Source organism: Alteromonas sp. ABH4_452 (genome assembly GCF_056311825.1).
Genome location: NZ_CM149973.1, coordinates 4,481,474 through 4,500,969, shown reverse-complemented (window position 1 = coordinate 4,500,969; position 19,496 = coordinate 4,481,474). Strand labels below are relative to the sequence as shown.

Genomic DNA, 19,496 nt, shown 5'->3' with positions numbered 1-19,496 from the left:
GTTTGGAAGAAAGAAAAAATGGGGTCAGAGTACATTAATCGCCACTCCCCCCAGCAAAACCTCAAATTGGGGTCAGAGTACTTTATTACTTTAAGCATCAAAACATAGTCACTCCCTTACCCCCAGTGCCGTTAAATCAGAGAAATGTACTCTGACCCCATTATTTGTAAGCTGTCAGTATTTATAGACATTCTTATTCGATAAAAGCCTTAATAGAATCGACTTACTTTTAGCAATGTTCAGGTTTTTTGGTAAACTCTTGCGAATATCATTTTAGTCGAAGTAAATAGGACGAACTAATGGCCGTATTCGGTACAGTATTCATGCCACAAATGGCGCTTGCTACCTTTGTCAACGATAAGTGGACTGACACCGAATTTGTCAGTGCAGACAGTATTTCACTTCACCCTGGTGCACATGTGCTTCACTACTCAAGTACATGCTTTGAAGGTTTAAAAGCATTTAAGCATGAAGATGGCAGCATCAATATTTTTAGAATGGATAAGAACATTGAGCGCTTTGCTCAAAGTAGCCGCCTTTTAAATTTGCCTGAAATAGATAAAGCGCAAGTTGAAAAGATGATTATCGATATTGTTGCAAAGTATGCCTCTGAGGTTCCAGAGCCTCCTGGTTCTATGTACATTCGTCCTACCCACATTGGTACAGAAGCATCTATTGGCAAGGCAGCAGCACCGTCAGCAGATTCGATTCTATACGTATTATTGTCTCCAGTGGGTGATTACTTTGCGGGCGGAGCAAAGCCGCTTCGCTTGTTACTAGACGAAACAGGGATGCGCTGTGCGCCGCATATGGGAATGGTAAAAAGTGGCGGTAATTATGCCAGTGCATTACCACCTATTCTGAAAGCCCGCGCAGAAGTTCAGGCTGATCAAATACTGTTTTGTCCCAATGGTGACGTTCAAGAAACCGGTGCAGCAAACTTCTTACTAATTGACGGCGACGAGATCATTACAAAAGGGTTGGACTCTAGCTTCTTACACGGAGTAACCCGTGCAACCGTTCTTCAAATTGCTAAAGATCACGGCATGAAAGTAAGTGAGCGTGATATTACAGTTGAAGAGCTATTAGAACGCTCTGCAAAACCAAATACAGAAGCGGCGCTGTCTGGTACAGCGGCTGTGCTTACGCCAGTGGGTACTTTTATTCATAACGACAAAGAATATCAGGTTGGAAGCGGCGAACCTGGCCCGGTCACTATGAAACTTAGACAGGCGTTAAATGATATCCAATGGGGTAAAGCCGAAGATACCCACAACTGGCTAGTCAAAGTGCCAAACTAAACTAGTCAAAATCAGATACCCATAAAAAAGCCTGCTTAAGCAGGCTTTTTAGTATTTAAAAGGTTTACGCTTATTTCGCTTGGCCTTGTTTAGCAACTGCATCCATCATTGCTTTAATTGCATCAGCATCGCCAAGATACTCTTTAGAGATTGGCTTAAGGTTTTCATCTAGTTCGTATACTAGTGGCACACCTGTAGGGATGTTAAGACCTAATACTTCTTCGTCTGACATACCATCTAAATACTTAACAAGCGCGCGAAGGCTGTTGCCATGGGCCGCTATAATTACGCGCTTACCAGCTTGGATGTCTGGGCGAATAACGTCGTGCCAGTAGGGTAATACACGTTCGATAGTAAGTTTCAGGCTTTCACCACGTGGCAAAATATCAGCATCTACATTGTTATAACGAGCGTCGTGACCAGGGAAGTGTTCACTGTCGTCTTCAACTGCCGGAGGTGGAATATCGAAGCTACGACGCCAGATTTTCACTTGCTCTTCGCCGTGCTTAGCAGCAGTTTCCGCTTTGTCTAGACCGGTCAGAGCACCGTAGTGACGCTCGTTCAGGCGCCAGTGACGCTCAACTGGAAGGTAGTGTTGACCCATTTCTTCAAGGGCAATATTAAGCGTTTTGATTGCGCGAAGAAGTACAGACGTATATGCCTGATCAAATGTAAATCCAGCATCTTTAAGAAGCTGACCTGCGGTCTTTGCTTGTGCTACACCAGTGTCGGTCAAGTCAACGTCGTGCCAGCCCGTGAAACGATTTTCCAAGTTCCACTGACTTTCTCCATGACGAATAAGTACCAATTTATACATAGTTGGGTTACCTGCGGCGTTAAAGTGAAATAGTCTGAGATAATTCCAGAAGTTGGACGTTCAGACGTATATTTAAAAACTGCTGTTATCATCCTTGATTGGCGCTTAAAAATCCAGTTTAAGCGGTTATAAAATCGCAGGTAAGACGTGTCTTTGCCGTTCAGTTAAGAGATTTATTAAATAAACCGTGTCAGGTCTGGATGGGCAACTTTTATCCACTCTTTCATTGATGGTTCTTCAATAAAGCTAAAATCTTCGAAATCAAATCCTGGCGCGACTGTACAACCGACAAGCGAGTAGTCACCCATAGTTGCAGCTCCTTGAAAATTGCCCGCCTCAACGACTTCAACATAATCGTTGTTGCCACCACCTATACGGCGTTCCCATAACTGCTGTTTTTGAATTTGGAATAGCTGTAAAGGAGCACCTTCATAGTGATTCCATACTTCATCGTGTAAAACGCGATGAAAGCGACTGACTTGGCCCTTAAGTAAAAGAAAATAGATATGGGTGAGTGCTGGACGACTGTCACCATGGACATAGGATGTAGTCTTATTTTCTGAACGAAAAACCTGACGATAAAAACCTCCCTCGGGATGAGGTTCTAGGTTGTATTTCTTAATAAGCGGATGGGTCATGATAACTTCGTATTGTTGTTATTGCTTTTTTACCGGTGCTCGTTTTTCAATGACTTTCTGAGCATGTATCAAGGCATTAGGCGTTTAGCGTGGTAATAAGCATACCGCTTGAAAGATTATAAGAAAACAGGGATGTTATATATTTGTAAATGAACGAGGTGTATGACATTTCATTCGTAATAACTTCCTCCTTGTCGCCACAGGCCAAAAGCTTCTATTTGTCCATAAAGGCTAACTATTCTAACTGGGTGCTTTTCGCTGATAGGAAACACTTTTTCCGCCCACCTCTTTAGAGGCACATGTCGAAACGAAAAGCGTCGATACGAATAACTAATAATAGGTGAACTTTTTTTCATGTTTATGCCGTACAAACTTGAAAATAACGCGACGGATTAGACACGTCGCTCGTTTCTTGCAATGGCAAAATTGAAACGTTGACAATATTCATGAACAGGCAAAGAAGGATGAGAGCGTATGACATATAAGTCTTTTTCGCAGCTTGAAGTAAACGGCAAAAACTTCAAGGCGGTCAATTTTGACAGTATAGGTAATCAGTATGCGCTCGACCGGCTACCTTTTTGTATTAAAATTCTTCTCGAGAACCTAATCCGACATGAAGATGAAGAGTTTGTAACTAGTAGTGATATTGAGCAAGTGGCTAAGTGGGACACTGACAACCACGCTGATCACGAAGTATCATTTGTTCCTGCGCGGGTTATTCTTCAAGACTTTACCGGCGTTCCTGCCATCGTCGATTTAGCTGCAATGCGAGATGCAGTCAATCGCTTGGGAGGCGATGCGCAAGCAATTAACCCCCTAAACCCTGTAGAACTGGTTATTGACCACTCTGTGATGGTTGATCATTTCGCTGAAGAGAATGCATTAGAAAAGAATACCGATATAGAGATTGAGCGCAATAAAGAGCGCTATCAGTTTCTAAAGTGGGGGCAGTCTAGTTTTGATAACTTTAAAGTTGTCCCTCCAGGTCGCGGTATCGTGCACCAAGTTAACCTTGAGTATCTGGCTCGCTGTGCGTTCACTAAAGAACAAGATGGTGAGACCCTGGTTTATCCAGATACCCTTGTGGGTACCGATTCTCACACCACAATGATTAATGGTCTTGGCGTACTTGGCTGGGGCGTGGGCGGTATTGAAGCAGAAGCGGCAATGCTTGGACAGCCAGTTACCATGCTGCTACCCAAGGTTGTTGGCTTCAGACTTTCAGGTAAGTTACCTGCTGGCGTCACTGCCACCGATATGGTGCTAACTATTACACAGCAATTACGTGAACACGGCGTAGTTGGCAAATTTGTCGAGTTTTACGGTCCAGGTCTTAAACACCTAACTACAGCAGATCGCGCGACAATTGCGAACATGGCACCTGAATATGGTGCAACGTGCGGAATCTTCCCTATTGATGATGTAGCGCTAGACTACCTTCGACTCACCGGCCGAGACGAGGATCAAATTGCCCTTGTGGAGGAATATGCGAAATTCAGTCACCTATGGCACGACGACCACTCAAAAGATGCCCAGTATCATGAGACCCTTGAACTAAACTTGGACGACGTTGTTCCTTCACTAGCTGGACCGAAGCGTCCTCAGGATCGCATTGCCCTAGATAAGGCAGCAGAAGCATTTAATGAATGGCATCGTTCGCAAATTGATGTGAAAGTACTAGATGAAGAAACCGATTTAATTGCCGAGGCTGGGCTGGGTTCCAGTGATGATGTTGATGAAGACCATGACTCTTTTGTTGAGTTCAGAGGTAACAAGTTCAACTTAGAAGATGGCGCAATCGTGATTGCTGCTATCACCAGTTGTACAAACACGTCGAATCCATCAGTACTTGTCGGTGCTGGCTTACTTGCTAAGAAAGCCGCTGAAAAAGGATTAACACGTAAGCCGTGGGTTAAAACATCATTAGCACCTGGCTCACAGGTTGTTACTCAATATCTAGAAGATGCTGGTCTTATGGACCCGTTAGAATCCCTAGGGTTTAACCTAGTGGGTTATGGCTGTACAACCTGTATCGGTAACTCTGGTCCACTACCTGATTCCATTACTGATGCTATTAGAAAGGCGAAACTTACTGTTACTTCGGTGCTATCTGGTAATCGTAACTTTGAAGGACGCATTCACCCTGATGTAGCGGCAAACTATCTTGCATCACCACCTTTAGTAGTCGCGTATGCGTTAGCAGGGAACATGAATATAGATATCACTACAGAGCCGCTAGGCCAAGCGAGTGACGGTTCACCTGTTTACCTTAGAGACATCTGGCCTACTGAAGACGAAATTCAGCAATATATTGCTGAAAACGTTACTGGTGATTTGTTTAAAGAAAAGTATGCAGACGTGTTTAAAGGCGCCGGCGAATGGAATGAGCTAGAAGTGAGTAAAACATCTGTCTATGACTGGCCAGAGTCGACTTATATCAAGCATCCACCTTTCTTTGAAGTAATGGGTAAAGAGCCGGAAGCCTTAACAGCAATCGAAAATGCACGATGCTTGGTGAAAGTTGGTGACTCAATCACAACAGACCATATTTCACCTGCGGGAGCCATCGCAAATGATAGCCCAGCAGGAGAGTACCTTCAGGAACAAGGTGTTGAGCCTAAAGATTTCAACTCTTATGGCTCTCGTCGCGGTAACCATGAGGTTATGATGAGAGGGACGTTTGCGAACGTTCGTCTTCAAAACCAACTGGCGCCGGGTACACGAGGAAGTGCGACAACCCACTATCCAAGTGGCGACAGCATGTCTATCTTCCACGCTGCGATGCGCTATAAAGATGACGGAGTACCAGCAGTTGTTATTGGTGGTAAGGAGTACGGCACTGGCTCAAGTCGAGACTGGGCAGCTAAAGGGCCGTCTCTTATGGGCGTGAAGGCTGTGCTAGCGGAAAGCTATGAGCGTATTCACCGCTCTAACCTAATAGGAATGGGTATTCTGCCGCTTCAATTTAAGTCTGGTGACAGTGCGAGTTCTTTAGAGCTTAAGGGCAATGAGTCTTTTTCTATTGATGCCGTCGAACGCGGGCAGACCGAGGTTGAAGTAAAAGCCGTGTCGGATGAAGGGAAGACAACAATGTTTGTGATGGATATCAGAATTGATACATCTAACGAGTTTACCTACTTCGAAAACGGTGGAATTCTTCACTACGTTATTCGAGAGTATTTAAAACGATAAGCGTTTATAAATATAAGGCTGCGGTTAATTCGCAGCCTTTTTATTTATGGCGCCCGGCAGGGGCATTTATTCTCCGCCAATAATTTGGACTTGTGCTATATCAGTATCGCCTTTTAACACTTTGAAAATTGCATCTTGCACAAGGGTGCGCATACCATCTTTGGCAGCTTGTGATTTCATTTCTGAAACGCTGGCTTCTTTATATACCATTGAGCGAAGCTCTGGTGTCATCCCCAATAATTCGTGCACACCTGTTCTGCCTTTATAACCTGTGTTTCCACATTCTTCACAGCCTTTGGCTCTGTAGAGTTCAAGTGGGGCCTGAATATTCAGTTCTGACAAGTGCTCTTGGCCATATTGACGTTCAATAAACGCCATGTCTTTTTCGCTTGCAACATACTTCTCTTTACAGTTCCCACACAAGGTTCTTATAAGACGCTGGGCCAATATCCCTACACATGCGTCTGAGAAGTTGACCGGATCAAGACCTAAGTCAAGTAGACGGGTGATGGTCTCTGGTGCTGAGTTAGTATGCAGCGTTGAAAGTACTAAGTGACCAGTTAATGACGCTTCAATACCCGCATGAGCGGTTTCCTTATCACGCATCTCACCAATAAGAATGATATCTGGGTCTGCACGTAAGAATGCCCGAAGTGCTGCGGCAAAGTTAAAGCCAATTTTAGGGCTTACCTGAACCTGTTGCAGACCAGGTTGAGTAATTTCTACTGGGTCTTCAGCCGTCCAAATTTTCTTTTCAGGCGTATTTAGATATCCCAAAATAGCGTGAAGCGTAGTGGTTTTACCGGAACCTGTAGGGCCTACAACAAGCAGGATGCCGTGAGGCTTTTTAATCATTTCTTCCAACCTTGTACGGTTGGTGGGGGCCAGGTTCATCTTGTCGATAGGCATCGCACCGCCTGATGCCAAAATACGCATTACTACACCTTCACCGGCGACGGTGGGAATAGTAGCCACACGCACTTCTACGAGTTTACCGTTCATTCTAAATGCGAGCTTGCCATCCTGCGGAACGCGTTTCTCTGCAATATTAAGATTCGACATTATCTTAATACGCGCAATCACCGCGTTATGATGCGAGTGAGGTACTTGGTTCATATCGCGACATACGCCATCCACGCGCATGCGCACCCGAGTAGGCGCATTCTTTTCTGGGTCTATATGAATATCTGAGGCATTTAAACGTTTAGCGTCGTGAAGAATACGACTTACCAAACGAACAACAGCCGGAGCATCGTCTGAAAGCTCATCAATCTGGTCTTCATTGTCATCGGTAGATGAGCCAATTTCATCAAGGATGTCGCTCATTTCACCAGGGCCGCCGCCACCGCTATTCTCCCCTAAATATTGAAGAATAAGGTTAGGTAAACTTACCGCGATTTCGTAGCTATCTATGCCCATAGCGCTTTCAATTTCCATTAAGAGCGCGGCATTGTTTGGCTCAGCCATTAGCACAATGGGTTTATCGTGTGCATCGGCGATAACTGCAACATAGTTTCGCTTGAGGTAAGAAACGTTTAGACGACTTTCGTTTTCGAACCTGTGATATTTTTCCGGCAGGTAAGAAATGAACGGCACTTGATAGTGGATTGAAAGAGAGTTACCAATTTCATCTTCCGATATGCGATGTTCAGATATCAACCGCTGCACTAAGGCTCGTATATCTGGAGTTGTCGCTTGTATATCGGCGAGGGTGGCCTCTTCTAGCAAGCTTTTGTGAACTAACAAGTCAAACGGGTTATTGGTGCCGCCTAATTCGAATCTGAATTTATCACCAAGAATTAACGCTAATGCATTCCCACGCTTGAGGTCCTCTTCGGTAAACCCGCCGCTTTCCTTATTGATGATCTGAATTACACCCATTAACACCCCAGCGTTCATTATTGGTACGCAAAGAATGTTTTGAGTTCTAAAGTCATTGTCTTTATCGAATTTATCGGCAAAGCGAAGACGAGGGTGAATGCTTTGAAGTAGGGTAGGGTTGTACGGGTCATCAATGACAACAGGCTTTTGTGAAAGCGCAACGTAGCCAGCAATAGACATGGGGCTAATCGGTACTTTTATCTCTAGGGTTTCTTTACCTGTTTTAAATCTGGCGACTAGGTCTTGGTGTTGACGACGGCGTTGAAAAATACTCATGCGTGTGGCGTCAAACAAGCCAAGTATCATAGGTTCTAATAGGCTGTAGGCATCTAACAACGTAGAGTGGTTATTTAAGATGCGCTTTATTTGTGCAAATGTTTGCTGGTTATTTACTACTTCCATATTCTCGCTACTAATAATGTTGGCGCCTATTCCTTTACGCTTTTGACGCTATAAGCATGTTTTACGCTAGGGTATCAAGATATCCTGTTACCATAAAACCAACAATACTACTTATAGACAGTTACATACACTGTTATAGCGTAAAAATATGTGTATAAAAAGCAAACTGCCTCTTGCATTGCCCTCTGCTTTCTGTATAATTCGCGCCCACTGCCCAATTAGGGTATGAAGTTTTTAGCCGCAACCTCACTGCTTTTAGGGTGGTTGCCGAAGTAACGGATTCATCATTACTGATTAGCCTGTTGCTGGCGTGCTAGAAAAAAGAACAGGGTTCCGATAGGGAACCATCGGTTTACGCACATCTTTTCTTTCCGGAATTAATGGAAGAGAAAAGGTGAATTTTTTTGTTCTTTCGATTGGAGCTTAATCGATGCCAAATCAAAGAATTCGCATTCGTTTGAAAGCGTTTGATCACAAGTTGATCGATCAGTCTACGGCTGAAATCGTTGAAACTGCGAAACGCACTGGTGCTCAGGTAAGTGGTCCTATTCCTCTACCTACTCGCAAAGAACGCTATACAGTTCTGATTTCTCCGCACGTTAACAAAGACGCGCGTGATCAATATGAAATCCGTACTCACAAGCGTTTGGTAGACATCATCGAGCCAACTGATAAAACAGTTGACGCGTTGATGCGTTTGGACTTGGCTGCTGGCGTTGATGTTCAAATCAGCCTGGGCTAATAAGAGAGGGTTATAACAATGGCGATTGGTCTAGTCGGTCGTAAAGTGGGTATGACTCGCATCTTCACTGAAGATGGTACGTCTATCCCTGTGACTGTTATTGAAGCGACCCCAAACCGCGTTACTCAGCTTCGTACTGAGGAAACTGACGGTTATCGCGCTCTTCAGGTTACTGCTGGAACTAAGAAAGCTAACCGCATCAACAAAGCTGAAGCAGGTCACTTTGCTAAAGCTGGTGTTGAAGCTGGACGCACTCTAGTAGAATTCCGCCTAGAAGAAAACGAAGGTGCCGATATTGAAGTAGGCAGTGAAATCACTGTTGAAATCTTTAACGACACTAAAAAGATTGATGTAACTGGTACATCAAAAGGTAAAGGTTTCCAAGGTGCAATCAAACGCTGGAACTTCAGTTCACAGCGTATGACACACGGTAACTCTTTGTCACACCGCGCACCTGGTTCAATTGGTCAAAACCAATCACCAGGTAAAGTATTCAAAGGCAAGAAAATGGCTGGTCAGCTTGGTAACAAGCAAGTGACTACTCAGTCTTTGGAAGTTGTACGTGTTGACGTAGAGAACGGCCTTATCCTAGTTAAAGGTGCCGTACCTGGCGCAACTGGCAACGATGTAATCGTAAAGCCAGCTGTTAAAGCGTAACGTCTGGGGAGTGAACTGATGGAATTAACATTGAAAGACGCGCAAAGCGCTCTTGAAGTATCCGAAGCGACCTTTGGACGTGAATTCAACGAAGCCCTGGTACACCAGGTAGTTGTAGCTTACGGTGCAGGCGCTCGTCAGGGTACAAAAGCGCAGAAAACTCGCGCTGAAGTTCGTGGTGGCGGTAAGAAGCCATGGCGTCAAAAAGGTACTGGCCGTGCACGTGCTGGTACAATCCGTAGCCCAATTTGGGTTGGCGGTGGCCGTGCTTTCGCAGCAAAGCCTCGTGACTTTGACCAAAAAGTTAACAAGAAAATGTATCGCGGTGCACTTAAGAGCATCCTGTCTGAACTAATCCGTCAAGACCGTTTGGTTGTTGTAGAGAAGTTCGGTGTTGACGCACCTAAGACTAAAGCTCTTATTTCTGCACTTAACGAATATGAACTAAATGATGTTCTAATCGTTACTCCAGAAGTTGATGAGAACTTGTTCCTAGCGGCGCGCAACTTGTACAAAGTTGACGTACGTGACGTAGCAGGCATCGACCCAGTGAGCTTGATTGCATTTGAAAAAGTGCTAATTACTGCTGATGCGGTTAAACAACTTGAGGAGGCGTTAGCATGAAAGAAGAACGTCTACTGAAGGTGCTAGTAGCACCTCACGTTTCAGAAAAGTCTACAATGGCTGCTGAAGCGAACAACACAGTTGTATTTAAAGTAGCTAAAGACGCGAACAAAGCTGAAATCAAAGCTGCAGTTGAAAAACTGTTTGAAGTTGAAGTTGAAGGTGTTCGTACTGTGAACGTTAAGGGTAAAACCAAGCGTCACGGCATGTCTTTCGGTAAGCGCAGCGACTGGAAAAAGGCCTACGTGGTTCTTAAAGAAGGTCAGGACATCGACTTTGTCGGTGGTGCTGAGTAAGAAGGGGATTAGAAATGCCATTATTGAAAGCTAAGCCAACTTCTGCCGGTCGTCGTCACGTTGTTCAGGTCGTAAATCCTGACCTGCACAAAGGTGCACCGTACGCACCTTTGCTTGAAAAGAACAGCAAATCTGGCGGTCGTAACAACAATGGTCGTATTACCACTCGTCACATTGGTGGTGGTCATAAGCAACACTACCGTGTAATCGACTTTAAACGCAACAAAGACGGCATTCCAGCCAAAGTTGAGCGTTTAGAATACGATCCAAACCGTTCTGCAAACATTGCACTAGTATTGTACGCAGACGGTGAACGTCGTTACATTCTGGCTCCAAAGGGTATGAAAGCAGGTGATGCAATCCAGTCTGGTTCGGGCGCTCCGATCAAGTCTGGTAACACGCTACCTATGCGTAACATCCCTGTAGGTACTGTTGTACACGCAATTGAAATGAAGCCTGGCAAGGGTGCACAAATCGCACGTTCTGCTGGTGCTTACGCTCAGATCCTAGCACGTGACGGAAACTACGTTACTCTACGTCTACGCTCTGGCGAAATGCGTAAAGTTCTTTCTGATTGCCGCGCCACCATTGGTGAAGTTGGTAATGCAGAACACATGCTTCGTTCACTAGGTAAAGCTGGTGCTACACGCTGGCGTGGTGTTCGTCCTACCGTTCGTGGTGTTGCCATGAACCCGGTTGATCACCCACACGGTGGTGGTGAAGGTCGTACATCAGGCGGTCGTCACCCAGTAACTCCTTGGGGTGTTCCTACCAAAGGTAAGAAAACCCGAAGCAACAAGCGTACTGATAAGCTTATCGTACGTCGTCGAAACAAGTAATAGCGAGGATTCACCATGCCACGTTCTCTCAAGAAAGGTCCTTTTATTGACCTTCACTTGCTGAAGAAGGTAGAGGCTGCAGTGGAAAAGAACGAACGTAAACCAATCAAAACTTGGTCTCGTCGTTCTATGATCATCCCAGATATGATTGGGTTGACCATTGCGGTCCATAACGGTCGCCAACATGTACCTGTCATTATTAGTGACGAAATGGTCGGCCACAAGTTGGGCGAATTCGCGCCAACGCGTACTTACCGCGGCCATGTCGCGGATAAGAAAGCTAAACGTTAAGGGGTAGGAAGATGGAAGCATTAGCTAAACACCGTTTTGCCCGCACGTCGGCTCAAAAGGCACGCTTGGTTGCGGATCAAATTCGCGGCTTGCACGTAGAGAAAGCTTTAGAAGTTCTTGCGTACAGCCCGAAGAAAAGCGCAGCGCTAGTAAAGAAAGTTTTGGAATCTGCGATTGCTAACGCAGAGCACAACGAAGGCGCAGACATCGACGAATTACGCGTGTCTAAAGTTTTCGTTGACGAAGGTCCAACTATGAAACGCATCAAGCCACGTGCTAAAGGCCGTGCTGATCGTATCTTTAAGCGCAGCAGTCACATCACTGTGGTTGTAGCGGATAACTAGGAGTAGATAATGGGACAGAAGGTACATCCTACAGGTATACGCCTGGGTATCAGCAAACCATGGACTTCTACCTGGTACGCTAATACTGCAGACTATGCAGACAACCTGTATAACGATCATCAGGTACGTCAGTATCTGACTAAGCAACTTAAGAACGCTTCACTTTCTAAAATCGTGATCGAGCGTCCTGCTAAGAGCATCCGTGTGACTATTCACACTGCTCGTCCAGGCGTAGTAATCGGTAAGAAAGGCGAAGACGTAGAAAAGCTGCGTAACTACGTATCTAAGCTAGCCGGTGTGCCAGCTCAGATCAACATCGCTGAAGTACGTAAGCCAGAGCTAGATGGTCAGCTAGTAGCTGACAGCATCTCTAGCCAGCTAGAGCGTCGTGTTATGTTCCGTCGTGCTATGAAGCGCGCAGTACAAAACGCAATGCGTCTAGGCGCGAAAGGTATTAAAGTTGAAGTTAGCGGCCGTTTGGGCGGTGCAGAGATTGCACGTTCTGAATGGTACCGTGAAGGTCGCGTTCCACTGCACACTTTCCGTGCGGACATCGATTACGCAACCTCTGAAGCGTCAACTACTTACGGTATCATCGGCGTTAAAGTATGGATCTTCAAAGGTGAAGTTCTAGGTGGTCTACCTACAACTCAAGAGCAAGCACCAGCTGCTCAACCTAAGAAGAAAGGCCGCAACGCTAAGCGAGAGGGCTAATCATGTTACAACCAAAACGCATGAAGTTCCGTAAGATGCACAAAGGCCGCAACCGCGGCTTCGCAGCGGGTAGCACTGTTGCCTTTGGTACTTACGGCCTTAAAGCAGTTGGCCGTGGTCGAATGACTGCGCGTCAAATCGAAGCAGCGCGTCGTGCTATGACTCGTCACGTTAAGCGTCAAGGTAAAATTTGGATTCGAGTTTTCCCTGACAAGCCAATTACTGAGAAGCCTCTTGAAGTGCGTCAAGGTAAAGGTAAAGGTAACGTTGAGTACTGGGTATGCCAAATTCAGCCTGGTCGTGTTCTTTACGAGATGGAAGGTGTTCCTGAAAATCTTGCACGCGAAGCGTTTGAATTGGCAGCGGCTAAACTGCCATTTAAAACAACCTTTGTAACTCGGACGGTGATGTAATGAAAGCGACTGAACTGAAAGACAAAAGCGTAGAAGAGCTGAACGCAGAGTTGATTAACCTGCTACGCGAACAGTTCAACCTACGCATGCAGCACACAACAGGTCAGCTTGAAAAAACTGATCAGTTGAGAAAAGTACGTCGTAACATCGCGCGTGTTAAAACCATTCTGACTCAAAAGGCTGATGCGTAATGACTGAGCAAAAAATTCGTACAGTACAAGGTCGTGTGGTTAGCAACAAGATGGATAAAACCATCACTGTTGTAGTTGAACGTTTTGTTAAGCACCCAATCTACGGGAAGTTCATCAAGCGCTCTACTAAGCTTCACGCCCACGACGAAAACAACGTGTGCAACCAAGGTGACGTAGTAACAGTACGTGAATGTCGCCCGCTATCTAAGAACAAATCTTGGATGCTAGTTGACGTTGTTGAAAAAGCTGGCGTTTAATCGCTAACTTTTTTCAAAGTCTTAAAAAAGCCGCTTTCGAGCGGCTTTTTTGTTTTCTTTGACCTGTCCAAAAAAGCACTCACGCTTCCTTTCACTTACGCGTACACAATCTGGTGGTAGAGCGCGGCATACTCTCTTGCCATATTCTCTATGCTGAAGTGTGTTTTCACATGCTGGTGAAGTGCTTTACCTAATGCTATCTTTTCTTCGGGTTCCGCTATCAATGAGCTTACTGCTTGCACAAGCCCGCTGACATCTCCAGGACTTACCATCAAACCCGTTTCCTTGTGTATTATAATTTCCGGAATTCCGCCAACGGGGGTTGATACAACAGCACATTTGCTTATCCCTGCTTGAAGAAGTATAACGCCAAGGCCTTCAGCGTAAGCGGGGTGAACCAGCGCGTCTATATTTGGCAATATGCTAGCGACGTCGTTAGTAAACCCGCACAGCTTTACGCTACTGTGCAGGTTGTACTCGTCGATTAACGACTTATAGTGTTCTTCTTGCGAGCCCTTACCAAAAAGAAGGCAAGTTAGGTTATTGAATTGCGTTGTTAGCTCTCGCATAGCGAGTATCAAATCGGCTTGCCCTTTACGGGGGATATATTGTGCAAAGTTAGCGATAATGAAGTGGTGCTGAGGAATGTTAAACTTATTCCTTAACCACTGCTGGTCAGAAGGCCGTCCGTATTCTTCCTGGTCGACGGCAGAGTGAATAACTCCTTGGTATTTTACTTTTTCGCAATGCTTTGAGACAACCTTGCGCACACCTTCCGATATGCTTATAACAGCTTCGTATTCTCGATATTTAAAGCGAGCGAATTTACTTTCAGTGTTATCTACACGTCGGGTACATACAGCCGGTATTCCAGTGAACTTTGCTGCCAGTGCGCCCCATACATCAGCGCCACGTCGACTATGTACGTGAATTATGTCGGGCCTAATGCGCTTTATAGCGTCAAGTAAACGCTTAAAGCCCATTAGGTCGGTATCGCCTTTGTAGTCAATAGAGAAAGTTTTACAGCGGTCAAAACTGTAGTGACTGATTTCGCTGTTAGCAGCACAAACAAGCTGTTGGGTAAACCTACTGTTATTATCTAGCGCATCGATAAGATAAGTTACTTGCTTCGCACCACCGTATAAATGCCTTCCCAATTCGATATGCAAAACGTTAATGTCGAAAGAATGCTGGTTGCTCATACTAGTGACTTATATATGGCTTAAGCTGATTAAAGACTTGTTCAGGTGTAACGAGCGTCATGCAGTCAAAGCGGCCATTGCATGTGGGTTTTCGTTTACATGGGGCACAAGGCATGTCTTCAAACAGTACATGGGTATCTGCATTGTCGGTTATCGTGTAGGGTCTTGTTGAACCAAAAATGGCAATAGTAGGTTTTTTATAGCTTGTAGCTAGATGAGTAAGACCCGTATCTACGCCAACAAACGCATGGCAAAGTGATAGCACACTTACCGACTCCTCTAAGCTAATTTTTCCTGCCAGCGAAATTACCCCGTTACACTCGAAGGTTAAGGCTTCAGCTTTTGCAGCGTCTCCAGGGCCTCCTAATATGGCTACAGGTAAACTAGAGTGTTTGCGTACTTTGTGAATTAAACTTTGCCAGTGTTCAGAAGGCCAATGCTTTTGAGGGCGAGTGGTAAAAGGCGCGATGGCTATAAAGGGTTGTGTTAAGCCTAAGTGACTAGTTTTCGATATCGCTGACTGCATAGCAGCGCTACTTGATCTGATGCACATTTCATAGCCTTGGCTACCATTGTTTTCAGTGCTGCAAAGTGAATATAGTGTTTTAGCAAGATGTCGATATTCGCTGCTAATTTGTTGTGATGTTGGCTTATCTAGCGCGAGAGTGAGTAATCTCTGGCTATTTTCCTTGCTCTTAAAACCTATGCGCTCTGAAGCACCACTGATGTAAGCGAAAAAGGCGCTTTTCAACAGACCTTGCGCTTCAATTGCCACTTTGAAGTTCTTTTCTCTGAGCTGTTTTCTAAATGCTTTTATAGTTTTAAAAAGCGCCCAGTATTTTTTAGCCTTTAACAGCGCTCGCCATTCGTTTTTGGGCCACGCAATAACGTGGTCGACATAAGGCTGGCTGCTAACTAGTGCGACATAGGGGGCTTCTACTAGCCAAGTCAATTCAACAGGCTTACCGTGTTGGGAATAACTTTGCTTTATGCTAGACGGTAGGCCAGAAGCCATTACAATATCGCCAATTGCGCTAAGCCTGATAAAAAGAATTTGTTGTACGTCTTTAGGCATTAGAATAGGCTTTCAAAATTCACGTGAAGCTAACTAGCTAGCAATATCATCACAGTTTGACGACACTTTAATGACGCACATTGTAATAACGGTTATGTATGCGTTTATGTTTACCATTAAGGACAATTTATGTTTGCTGCCGAGCGTAACGGCTACAAACCCACACTTATCGAAGATATATGCCGATGGGGATACTCTCTGATATTAGTATTCATTATTCCCTTCGCCTTTTTACAGTTAATGCTAAGAGGTACCACTAGAAACCAAGACTATAACCGCAGAAGGTTTGAACGCTTTGGGTTCGTCGCACATGCACCTAAAAAAGACGGATACTTATTTCACTGTGTTTCTGTGGGAGAGGTGGTTGCGGCTTCTTGTTTAATTAAGCGCATCATGACGGACGAGCCCGACTGCCAAATTACGGTGACCACCACTACGCCTACGGGCTCTGCGAGGGTTCGGGCGATCTTCGGTGACAGCGTGCATCACTTTTACTTACCTTACGATCTGCATATGGCTATGGCAGGAATGCTTAAACGAATTCAGCCCAAAGCAGTGCTAATTACCGAGGTAGAGTTATGGCCTAACCTTATCCACGCATGCTGGAAACGAGATATACCTGTAATGGTCGTCAACGCCCGTATGACCGATAGGTCTGCCAGACGTTATAAAAAAATTGGTAAATTGTTTAACCCTATGCTCGCTAAGCTATACCATATTTGTGCCCAAGGGCAGCGCGACTATACAAATTACGCGTGGCTTGGGGTGCCCGATAAAAAGCTTACGCTTACTAACAATATCAAGTTCGACCAGGTAGCTTCTGCTACCGCGCCGGAGCATCCTTTTTTAGGTTTGAATCAAGCGGATTACCCCATACTTGTAGCGGGGAGTACCCATGACCTTGAAGAAGAAGCGGTACTTCAAGCAGCAAAAGAGTTATGGCAACAAAGCCCTTCCCTGAAAGTCATTATTGTTCCGCGTCACCCTGAGCGTTTCGATGCAGTTGCTAAGCTTATTGAAGCGAAGTCGCTACCCTTTGTGCGAAGCTCTCAGGTGCAATCTGTACCAGAAGATACCAATGTGGTGTTACTCGATGAGATGGGCAAGTTAAATGATGCCTATGCGGTGGCTTCTTTTGCCTTTGTTGGTGGCTCCATAGCTGATAGAGGGGGGCACAATGCCCTAGAGCCTGCAAGCTTTTCTATTCCAATAATAATGGGCCCTCACACTTATAATAATCCGGTTATCTGCAGTTACTTAGAAGAGTGTGGCGCGCTGATAAAAGTAGAGAGTGGAGAAGCAATGTCGGCGATTGTGAATAGATGGCTTCTAAACCCGAATGAGCGAGAAAAGGCAGGCCAATCAGGCCGTAAAGTACTAGAAGAAAATAGTGGCGCTCTTGAGGCTACTGTTCAGTGCATACGAAAATACGTTAACTAATTGTTTTTGTGGTCAAAAAGTGGTCCCCTAAACAGTGCGCACTGTGCACTTTAATGGGGTTTTCTAAGAAGTGGCAGTAAAGCTAGAATGTGTAAATTAACGTAAGTTATTGTAAAGCATGGCTTTTGATGTTTTGGTCTACTCTTTGCTATAAAGCCTACGACAGCGTAGCGGCAGTAAAATCCAAATAAATATGCACCTTTAAAAAAGGGCACTGTGTTACGTGTTCTCCAGGGAGAGACCTCCTGCCGAGAGGCAGGAGGTTTTCTTACTTTTACTCTTCTACTTTTTGTTCAGGCTCTGGCTCAATCAGGCTGATAACACGCCAGCCAGCTTTAGGCTGAATACTGTTTCCGTTGATAAATGTGTAGCTTTTACCTTCGGCGTTAATGGCAATAAGCGGCGTAGCCCGTTCACCATACTGCTTCGTATACTGCTCAAAGGTAAACTCTTCTGAAAGCCGGGTCGTTTTAACCGCAGATTCACGGGCAATGGCTGACGCTAAATAGCCATAGGTAACACCCTCATCAAATAACGTAAGCTTTTTAGCATACTGCTCGCTAACTTGGTGACTAGGTCTCGTAGACTGTTCATTGTTGGTTAGCGCCCACACTTTGTCTTTACCCATAGTGTACTCAAAGTGATAAGCAATAAGCGGGTTCAATTGTTTGTAAGGCGACATTATCAATACAGTGCCAAAGGTGTTTAAATCGAGATGTCGGGCAGCATGATCGGACATAGGGTTTCCGAAATACACCGGAATATCCATCATGCGCGCTTCTCTAATGGCATCCCAGTTAGTATCTGCAATAGTCACGTCCAATTTTTGATTCAACATTTCACACGCAAGGGCGCGATTGAATTTGCTACCTCCAAAAATAAGGTAGCCAGTAGGCGCAGGCGCTCTAACCTTAAGAAGAGATGCAACGCTACGAGAGGTAAGACTTTGCACTACAACGGTCGCGATAATCACCATAAAGACGATAGGAACGATAATGCCCGCTCCTTCATAGCCGATTTCTTCAAGCTTAAGAGAGAACAAGGCTGAGACTGCTGCCGCAACAATGCCACGTGGAGCAATCCAGCTTATCAACGCTAATTCATTAAGCTTAAGTCCAGTACCAATGGACGATGCTAATACCGACAGGGGGCGGGCTATAAACATAATAGCGGCTAGCACTACAATCGAGCCCCATCCTACATCGATGACAGACTGTAAGTTCAGTCGCGTGGCAAGCAGTATGAATAAGCCAGAAATAAGCAAAACGCTTAAGGTTTCTTTAAATTCGAGGATGTCTTCTACATCAACATCTTTCATATTGGCCAACACCATGCCAGAGATGGTCACCGCTAGAAGGCCCGATTCATGCGCTACGTAGTTTGAGGCTGCAAATACACCTAAAATAACGGTTAACACAGCGGTGTTAAGCAGATAGTGGGGGATCCATTCTTTACGAATAGATAGGCCCAATAAATAGCCTGAGGCAAGCCCCAATACCGAACCTATACCAACGGTTTTTCCGAAGGCAATGAGCGTATGTGTGATAGCTGTTTCTTGTGATGCTACGATGAATTCGAATACCAGTACCGCTAACAAGGCCCCAATGGGATCGATAACAATACCTTCCCAACGTAAGATATTGGCTAGATTGGTTTTAGGTCGCACAGTCCTTAGCATGGGAACAATCACGGTAGGGCCAGTTACAGTAACAATTGCACCGAACAAAAAGGACAATTGCCATGAAAGGTCTAGGCTATAGTGTGCGGCTGTCGCCGCAACCACCCAGGTGACTAATACACCGATAGAGCACAGATTCCTCACCATATTGCCATGGCCCGCAATATCACCAAACTTTAGCGTCAGTGAGCCCTCGAACAGGATAATGGCAACAGAAAGAGAAACGACGGGAAACAATAAATCGCCGAATAAGTCGTCCGCATTAAGTACACCGAATACCGGGCCGACAACAATACCGACTATCAAGAGTGGCAAAATTGCAGGAAGCCTTACCTTATAAGCTAAGTACTGGCATGTTATTGACAGCAGTCCTACTGCAACGAGTGAGAGAAGCGGGTCTGACAAATTGAATCCTTATCGCGTTATTATTTATCCATCCTATATCAGCCTAATTATTTGTCATATAGAGACTTTAGGCCAAGCATTAGCTCATAGCGATATA

At 45.1% G+C, this 19,496-nt stretch carries 20 protein-coding genes; 14 read left to right on the top strand and 6 right to left on the bottom strand.

The genetic code is table 11. The features are described 5' to 3' along the window. The first annotated feature begins 299 nt into the window (after positions 1-299). A complete protein-coding gene (locus ACYX4N_RS19335; RefSeq protein WP_476055188.1) occupies positions 300-1,301 on the top strand; it encodes a branched-chain amino acid aminotransferase in 1,002 nt (333 codons plus the stop codon). A 70-nt stretch (positions 1,302-1,371) separates the two neighbouring features. On the opposite strand, the gene gpmA is transcribed toward ACYX4N_RS19335, so the two are convergent. Together gpmA and ACYX4N_RS19325 are read right to left on the bottom strand one after the other, a co-directional pair. Continuing rightward, positions 1,372-2,118: a 2,3-diphosphoglycerate-dependent phosphoglycerate mutase gene (gene gpmA / locus ACYX4N_RS19330; RefSeq protein WP_474809166.1), complete on the bottom strand. Its 747-nt coding sequence runs from the start codon at positions 2,116-2,118 to the stop codon at positions 1,372-1,374. Between the two features lie 176 nt (positions 2,119-2,294). Further along, on the bottom strand, positions 2,295-2,756 hold the full coding sequence (locus tag ACYX4N_RS19325) for a cupin domain-containing protein (protein WP_476055187.1): 462 nt from the start codon (positions 2,754-2,756) through the stop codon (positions 2,295-2,297). Between the two features lie 474 nt (positions 2,757-3,230). Here ACYX4N_RS19325 and acnA point away from each other — a divergent pair, with 474 nt between their 5' ends. Continuing rightward, on the top strand, positions 3,231-5,948 hold the full coding sequence (acnA, locus tag ACYX4N_RS19320; protein ID WP_476055186.1) for an aconitate hydratase AcnA: 2,718 nt from the start codon (positions 3,231-3,233) through the stop codon (positions 5,946-5,948). 66 nt (positions 5,949-6,014) lie between these two features. On the opposite strand, the gene ACYX4N_RS19315 is transcribed toward acnA, so the two are convergent. After that, a complete protein-coding gene (locus ACYX4N_RS19315) occupies positions 6,015-8,231 on the bottom strand; it encodes a GspE/PulE family protein (RefSeq protein WP_476055185.1) in 2,217 nt (738 codons plus the stop codon). A 430-nt stretch (positions 8,232-8,661) separates the two neighbouring features. Between ACYX4N_RS19315 and rpsJ the strand changes: the two genes are divergently transcribed. The 11 genes from rpsJ to rpsQ are packed head-to-tail and all read left to right on the top strand — an operon-like array spanning position 8,662 to position 13,599. Then, positions 8,662-8,973, top strand: coding sequence for a 30S ribosomal protein S10 (rpsJ, locus tag ACYX4N_RS19310; RefSeq protein WP_010179497.1), 312 nt, complete (start codon positions 8,662-8,664; stop codon positions 8,971-8,973). 18 nt (positions 8,974-8,991) lie between these two features. Beyond that, a complete protein-coding gene (gene rplC, locus ACYX4N_RS19305; protein WP_014947975.1) occupies positions 8,992-9,630 on the top strand; it encodes a 50S ribosomal protein L3 in 639 nt (212 codons plus the stop codon). An 18-nt stretch (positions 9,631-9,648) separates the two neighbouring features. Continuing rightward, complete coding sequence (rplD, locus tag ACYX4N_RS19300; protein WP_118490523.1) at positions 9,649-10,254, top strand: 50S ribosomal protein L4; 606 nt, start codon at positions 9,649-9,651, stop codon at positions 10,252-10,254. After that, a complete protein-coding gene (gene rplW, locus ACYX4N_RS19295; RefSeq protein WP_012516959.1) occupies positions 10,251-10,550 on the top strand; it encodes a 50S ribosomal protein L23 in 300 nt (99 codons plus the stop codon). The genes rplD and rplW overlap by 4 nt, the downstream gene beginning before the upstream one ends. Before the next feature lie 14 nt (positions 10,551-10,564). Further along, positions 10,565-11,389 (top strand): 50S ribosomal protein L2, encoded by an 825-nt coding sequence (gene rplB / locus ACYX4N_RS19290; protein ID WP_474853248.1) that lies wholly within the window; start codon positions 10,565-10,567, stop codon positions 11,387-11,389. 15 nt (positions 11,390-11,404) lie between these two features. Next, on the top strand, positions 11,405-11,680 hold the full coding sequence (gene rpsS, locus ACYX4N_RS19285; RefSeq protein ID WP_012516961.1) for a 30S ribosomal protein S19: 276 nt from the start codon (positions 11,405-11,407) through the stop codon (positions 11,678-11,680). Between the two features lie 11 nt (positions 11,681-11,691). Further along, the gene (gene rplV, locus ACYX4N_RS19280; protein WP_474809158.1) at positions 11,692-12,024 is read left to right on the top strand and encodes a 50S ribosomal protein L22; all 333 of its coding nucleotides are present in this window, start codon (positions 11,692-11,694) and stop codon (positions 12,022-12,024) included. 9 nt (positions 12,025-12,033) lie between these two features. Continuing rightward, complete coding sequence (gene rpsC, locus ACYX4N_RS19275; RefSeq protein WP_014947978.1) at positions 12,034-12,738, top strand: 30S ribosomal protein S3; 705 nt, start codon at positions 12,034-12,036, stop codon at positions 12,736-12,738. 2 nt (positions 12,739-12,740) lie between these two features. Further along, positions 12,741-13,151, top strand: a complete 411-nt coding sequence (rplP, locus tag ACYX4N_RS19270) for a 50S ribosomal protein L16 (protein ID WP_012516964.1) — start codon at positions 12,741-12,743, stop codon at positions 13,149-13,151. After that, positions 13,151-13,342, top strand: a complete 192-nt coding sequence (gene rpmC / locus ACYX4N_RS19265) for a 50S ribosomal protein L29 (protein WP_012516965.1) — start codon at positions 13,151-13,153, stop codon at positions 13,340-13,342. The genes rplP and rpmC overlap by 1 nt, the downstream gene beginning before the upstream one ends. Then, the gene (gene rpsQ, locus ACYX4N_RS19260) at positions 13,342-13,599 is read left to right on the top strand and encodes a 30S ribosomal protein S17 (protein WP_012516966.1); all 258 of its coding nucleotides are present in this window, start codon (positions 13,342-13,344) and stop codon (positions 13,597-13,599) included. The genes rpmC and rpsQ overlap by 1 nt, the downstream gene beginning before the upstream one ends. 95 nt (positions 13,600-13,694) lie before the next feature. Here rpsQ and ACYX4N_RS19255 read toward each other — a convergent pair whose 3' ends face one another. Beyond that, positions 13,695-14,801, bottom strand: a complete 1,107-nt coding sequence (locus tag ACYX4N_RS19255) for a glycosyltransferase family 4 protein (protein ID WP_476055184.1) — start codon at positions 14,799-14,801, stop codon at positions 13,695-13,697. Position 14,802: 1 nt separating this feature from the next. Continuing rightward, positions 14,803-15,876, bottom strand: a complete 1,074-nt coding sequence (locus ACYX4N_RS19250; RefSeq protein WP_476055183.1) for a glycosyltransferase family 9 protein — start codon at positions 15,874-15,876, stop codon at positions 14,803-14,805. Between the two features lie 129 nt (positions 15,877-16,005). Between ACYX4N_RS19250 and ACYX4N_RS19245 the strand changes: the two genes are divergently transcribed. Then, complete coding sequence (locus ACYX4N_RS19245; protein WP_476055182.1) at positions 16,006-17,316, top strand: 3-deoxy-D-manno-octulosonic acid transferase; 1,311 nt, start codon at positions 16,006-16,008, stop codon at positions 17,314-17,316. Positions 17,317-17,590: 274 nt separating this feature from the next. Here ACYX4N_RS19245 and ACYX4N_RS19240 read toward each other — a convergent pair whose 3' ends face one another. Further along, entirely contained in the window at positions 17,591-19,399 is a 1,809-nt protein-coding gene (locus ACYX4N_RS19240; protein ID WP_476055181.1) for a cation:proton antiporter, read from the bottom strand. Between the last annotated feature and the right edge of the window lie 97 nt (positions 19,400-19,496).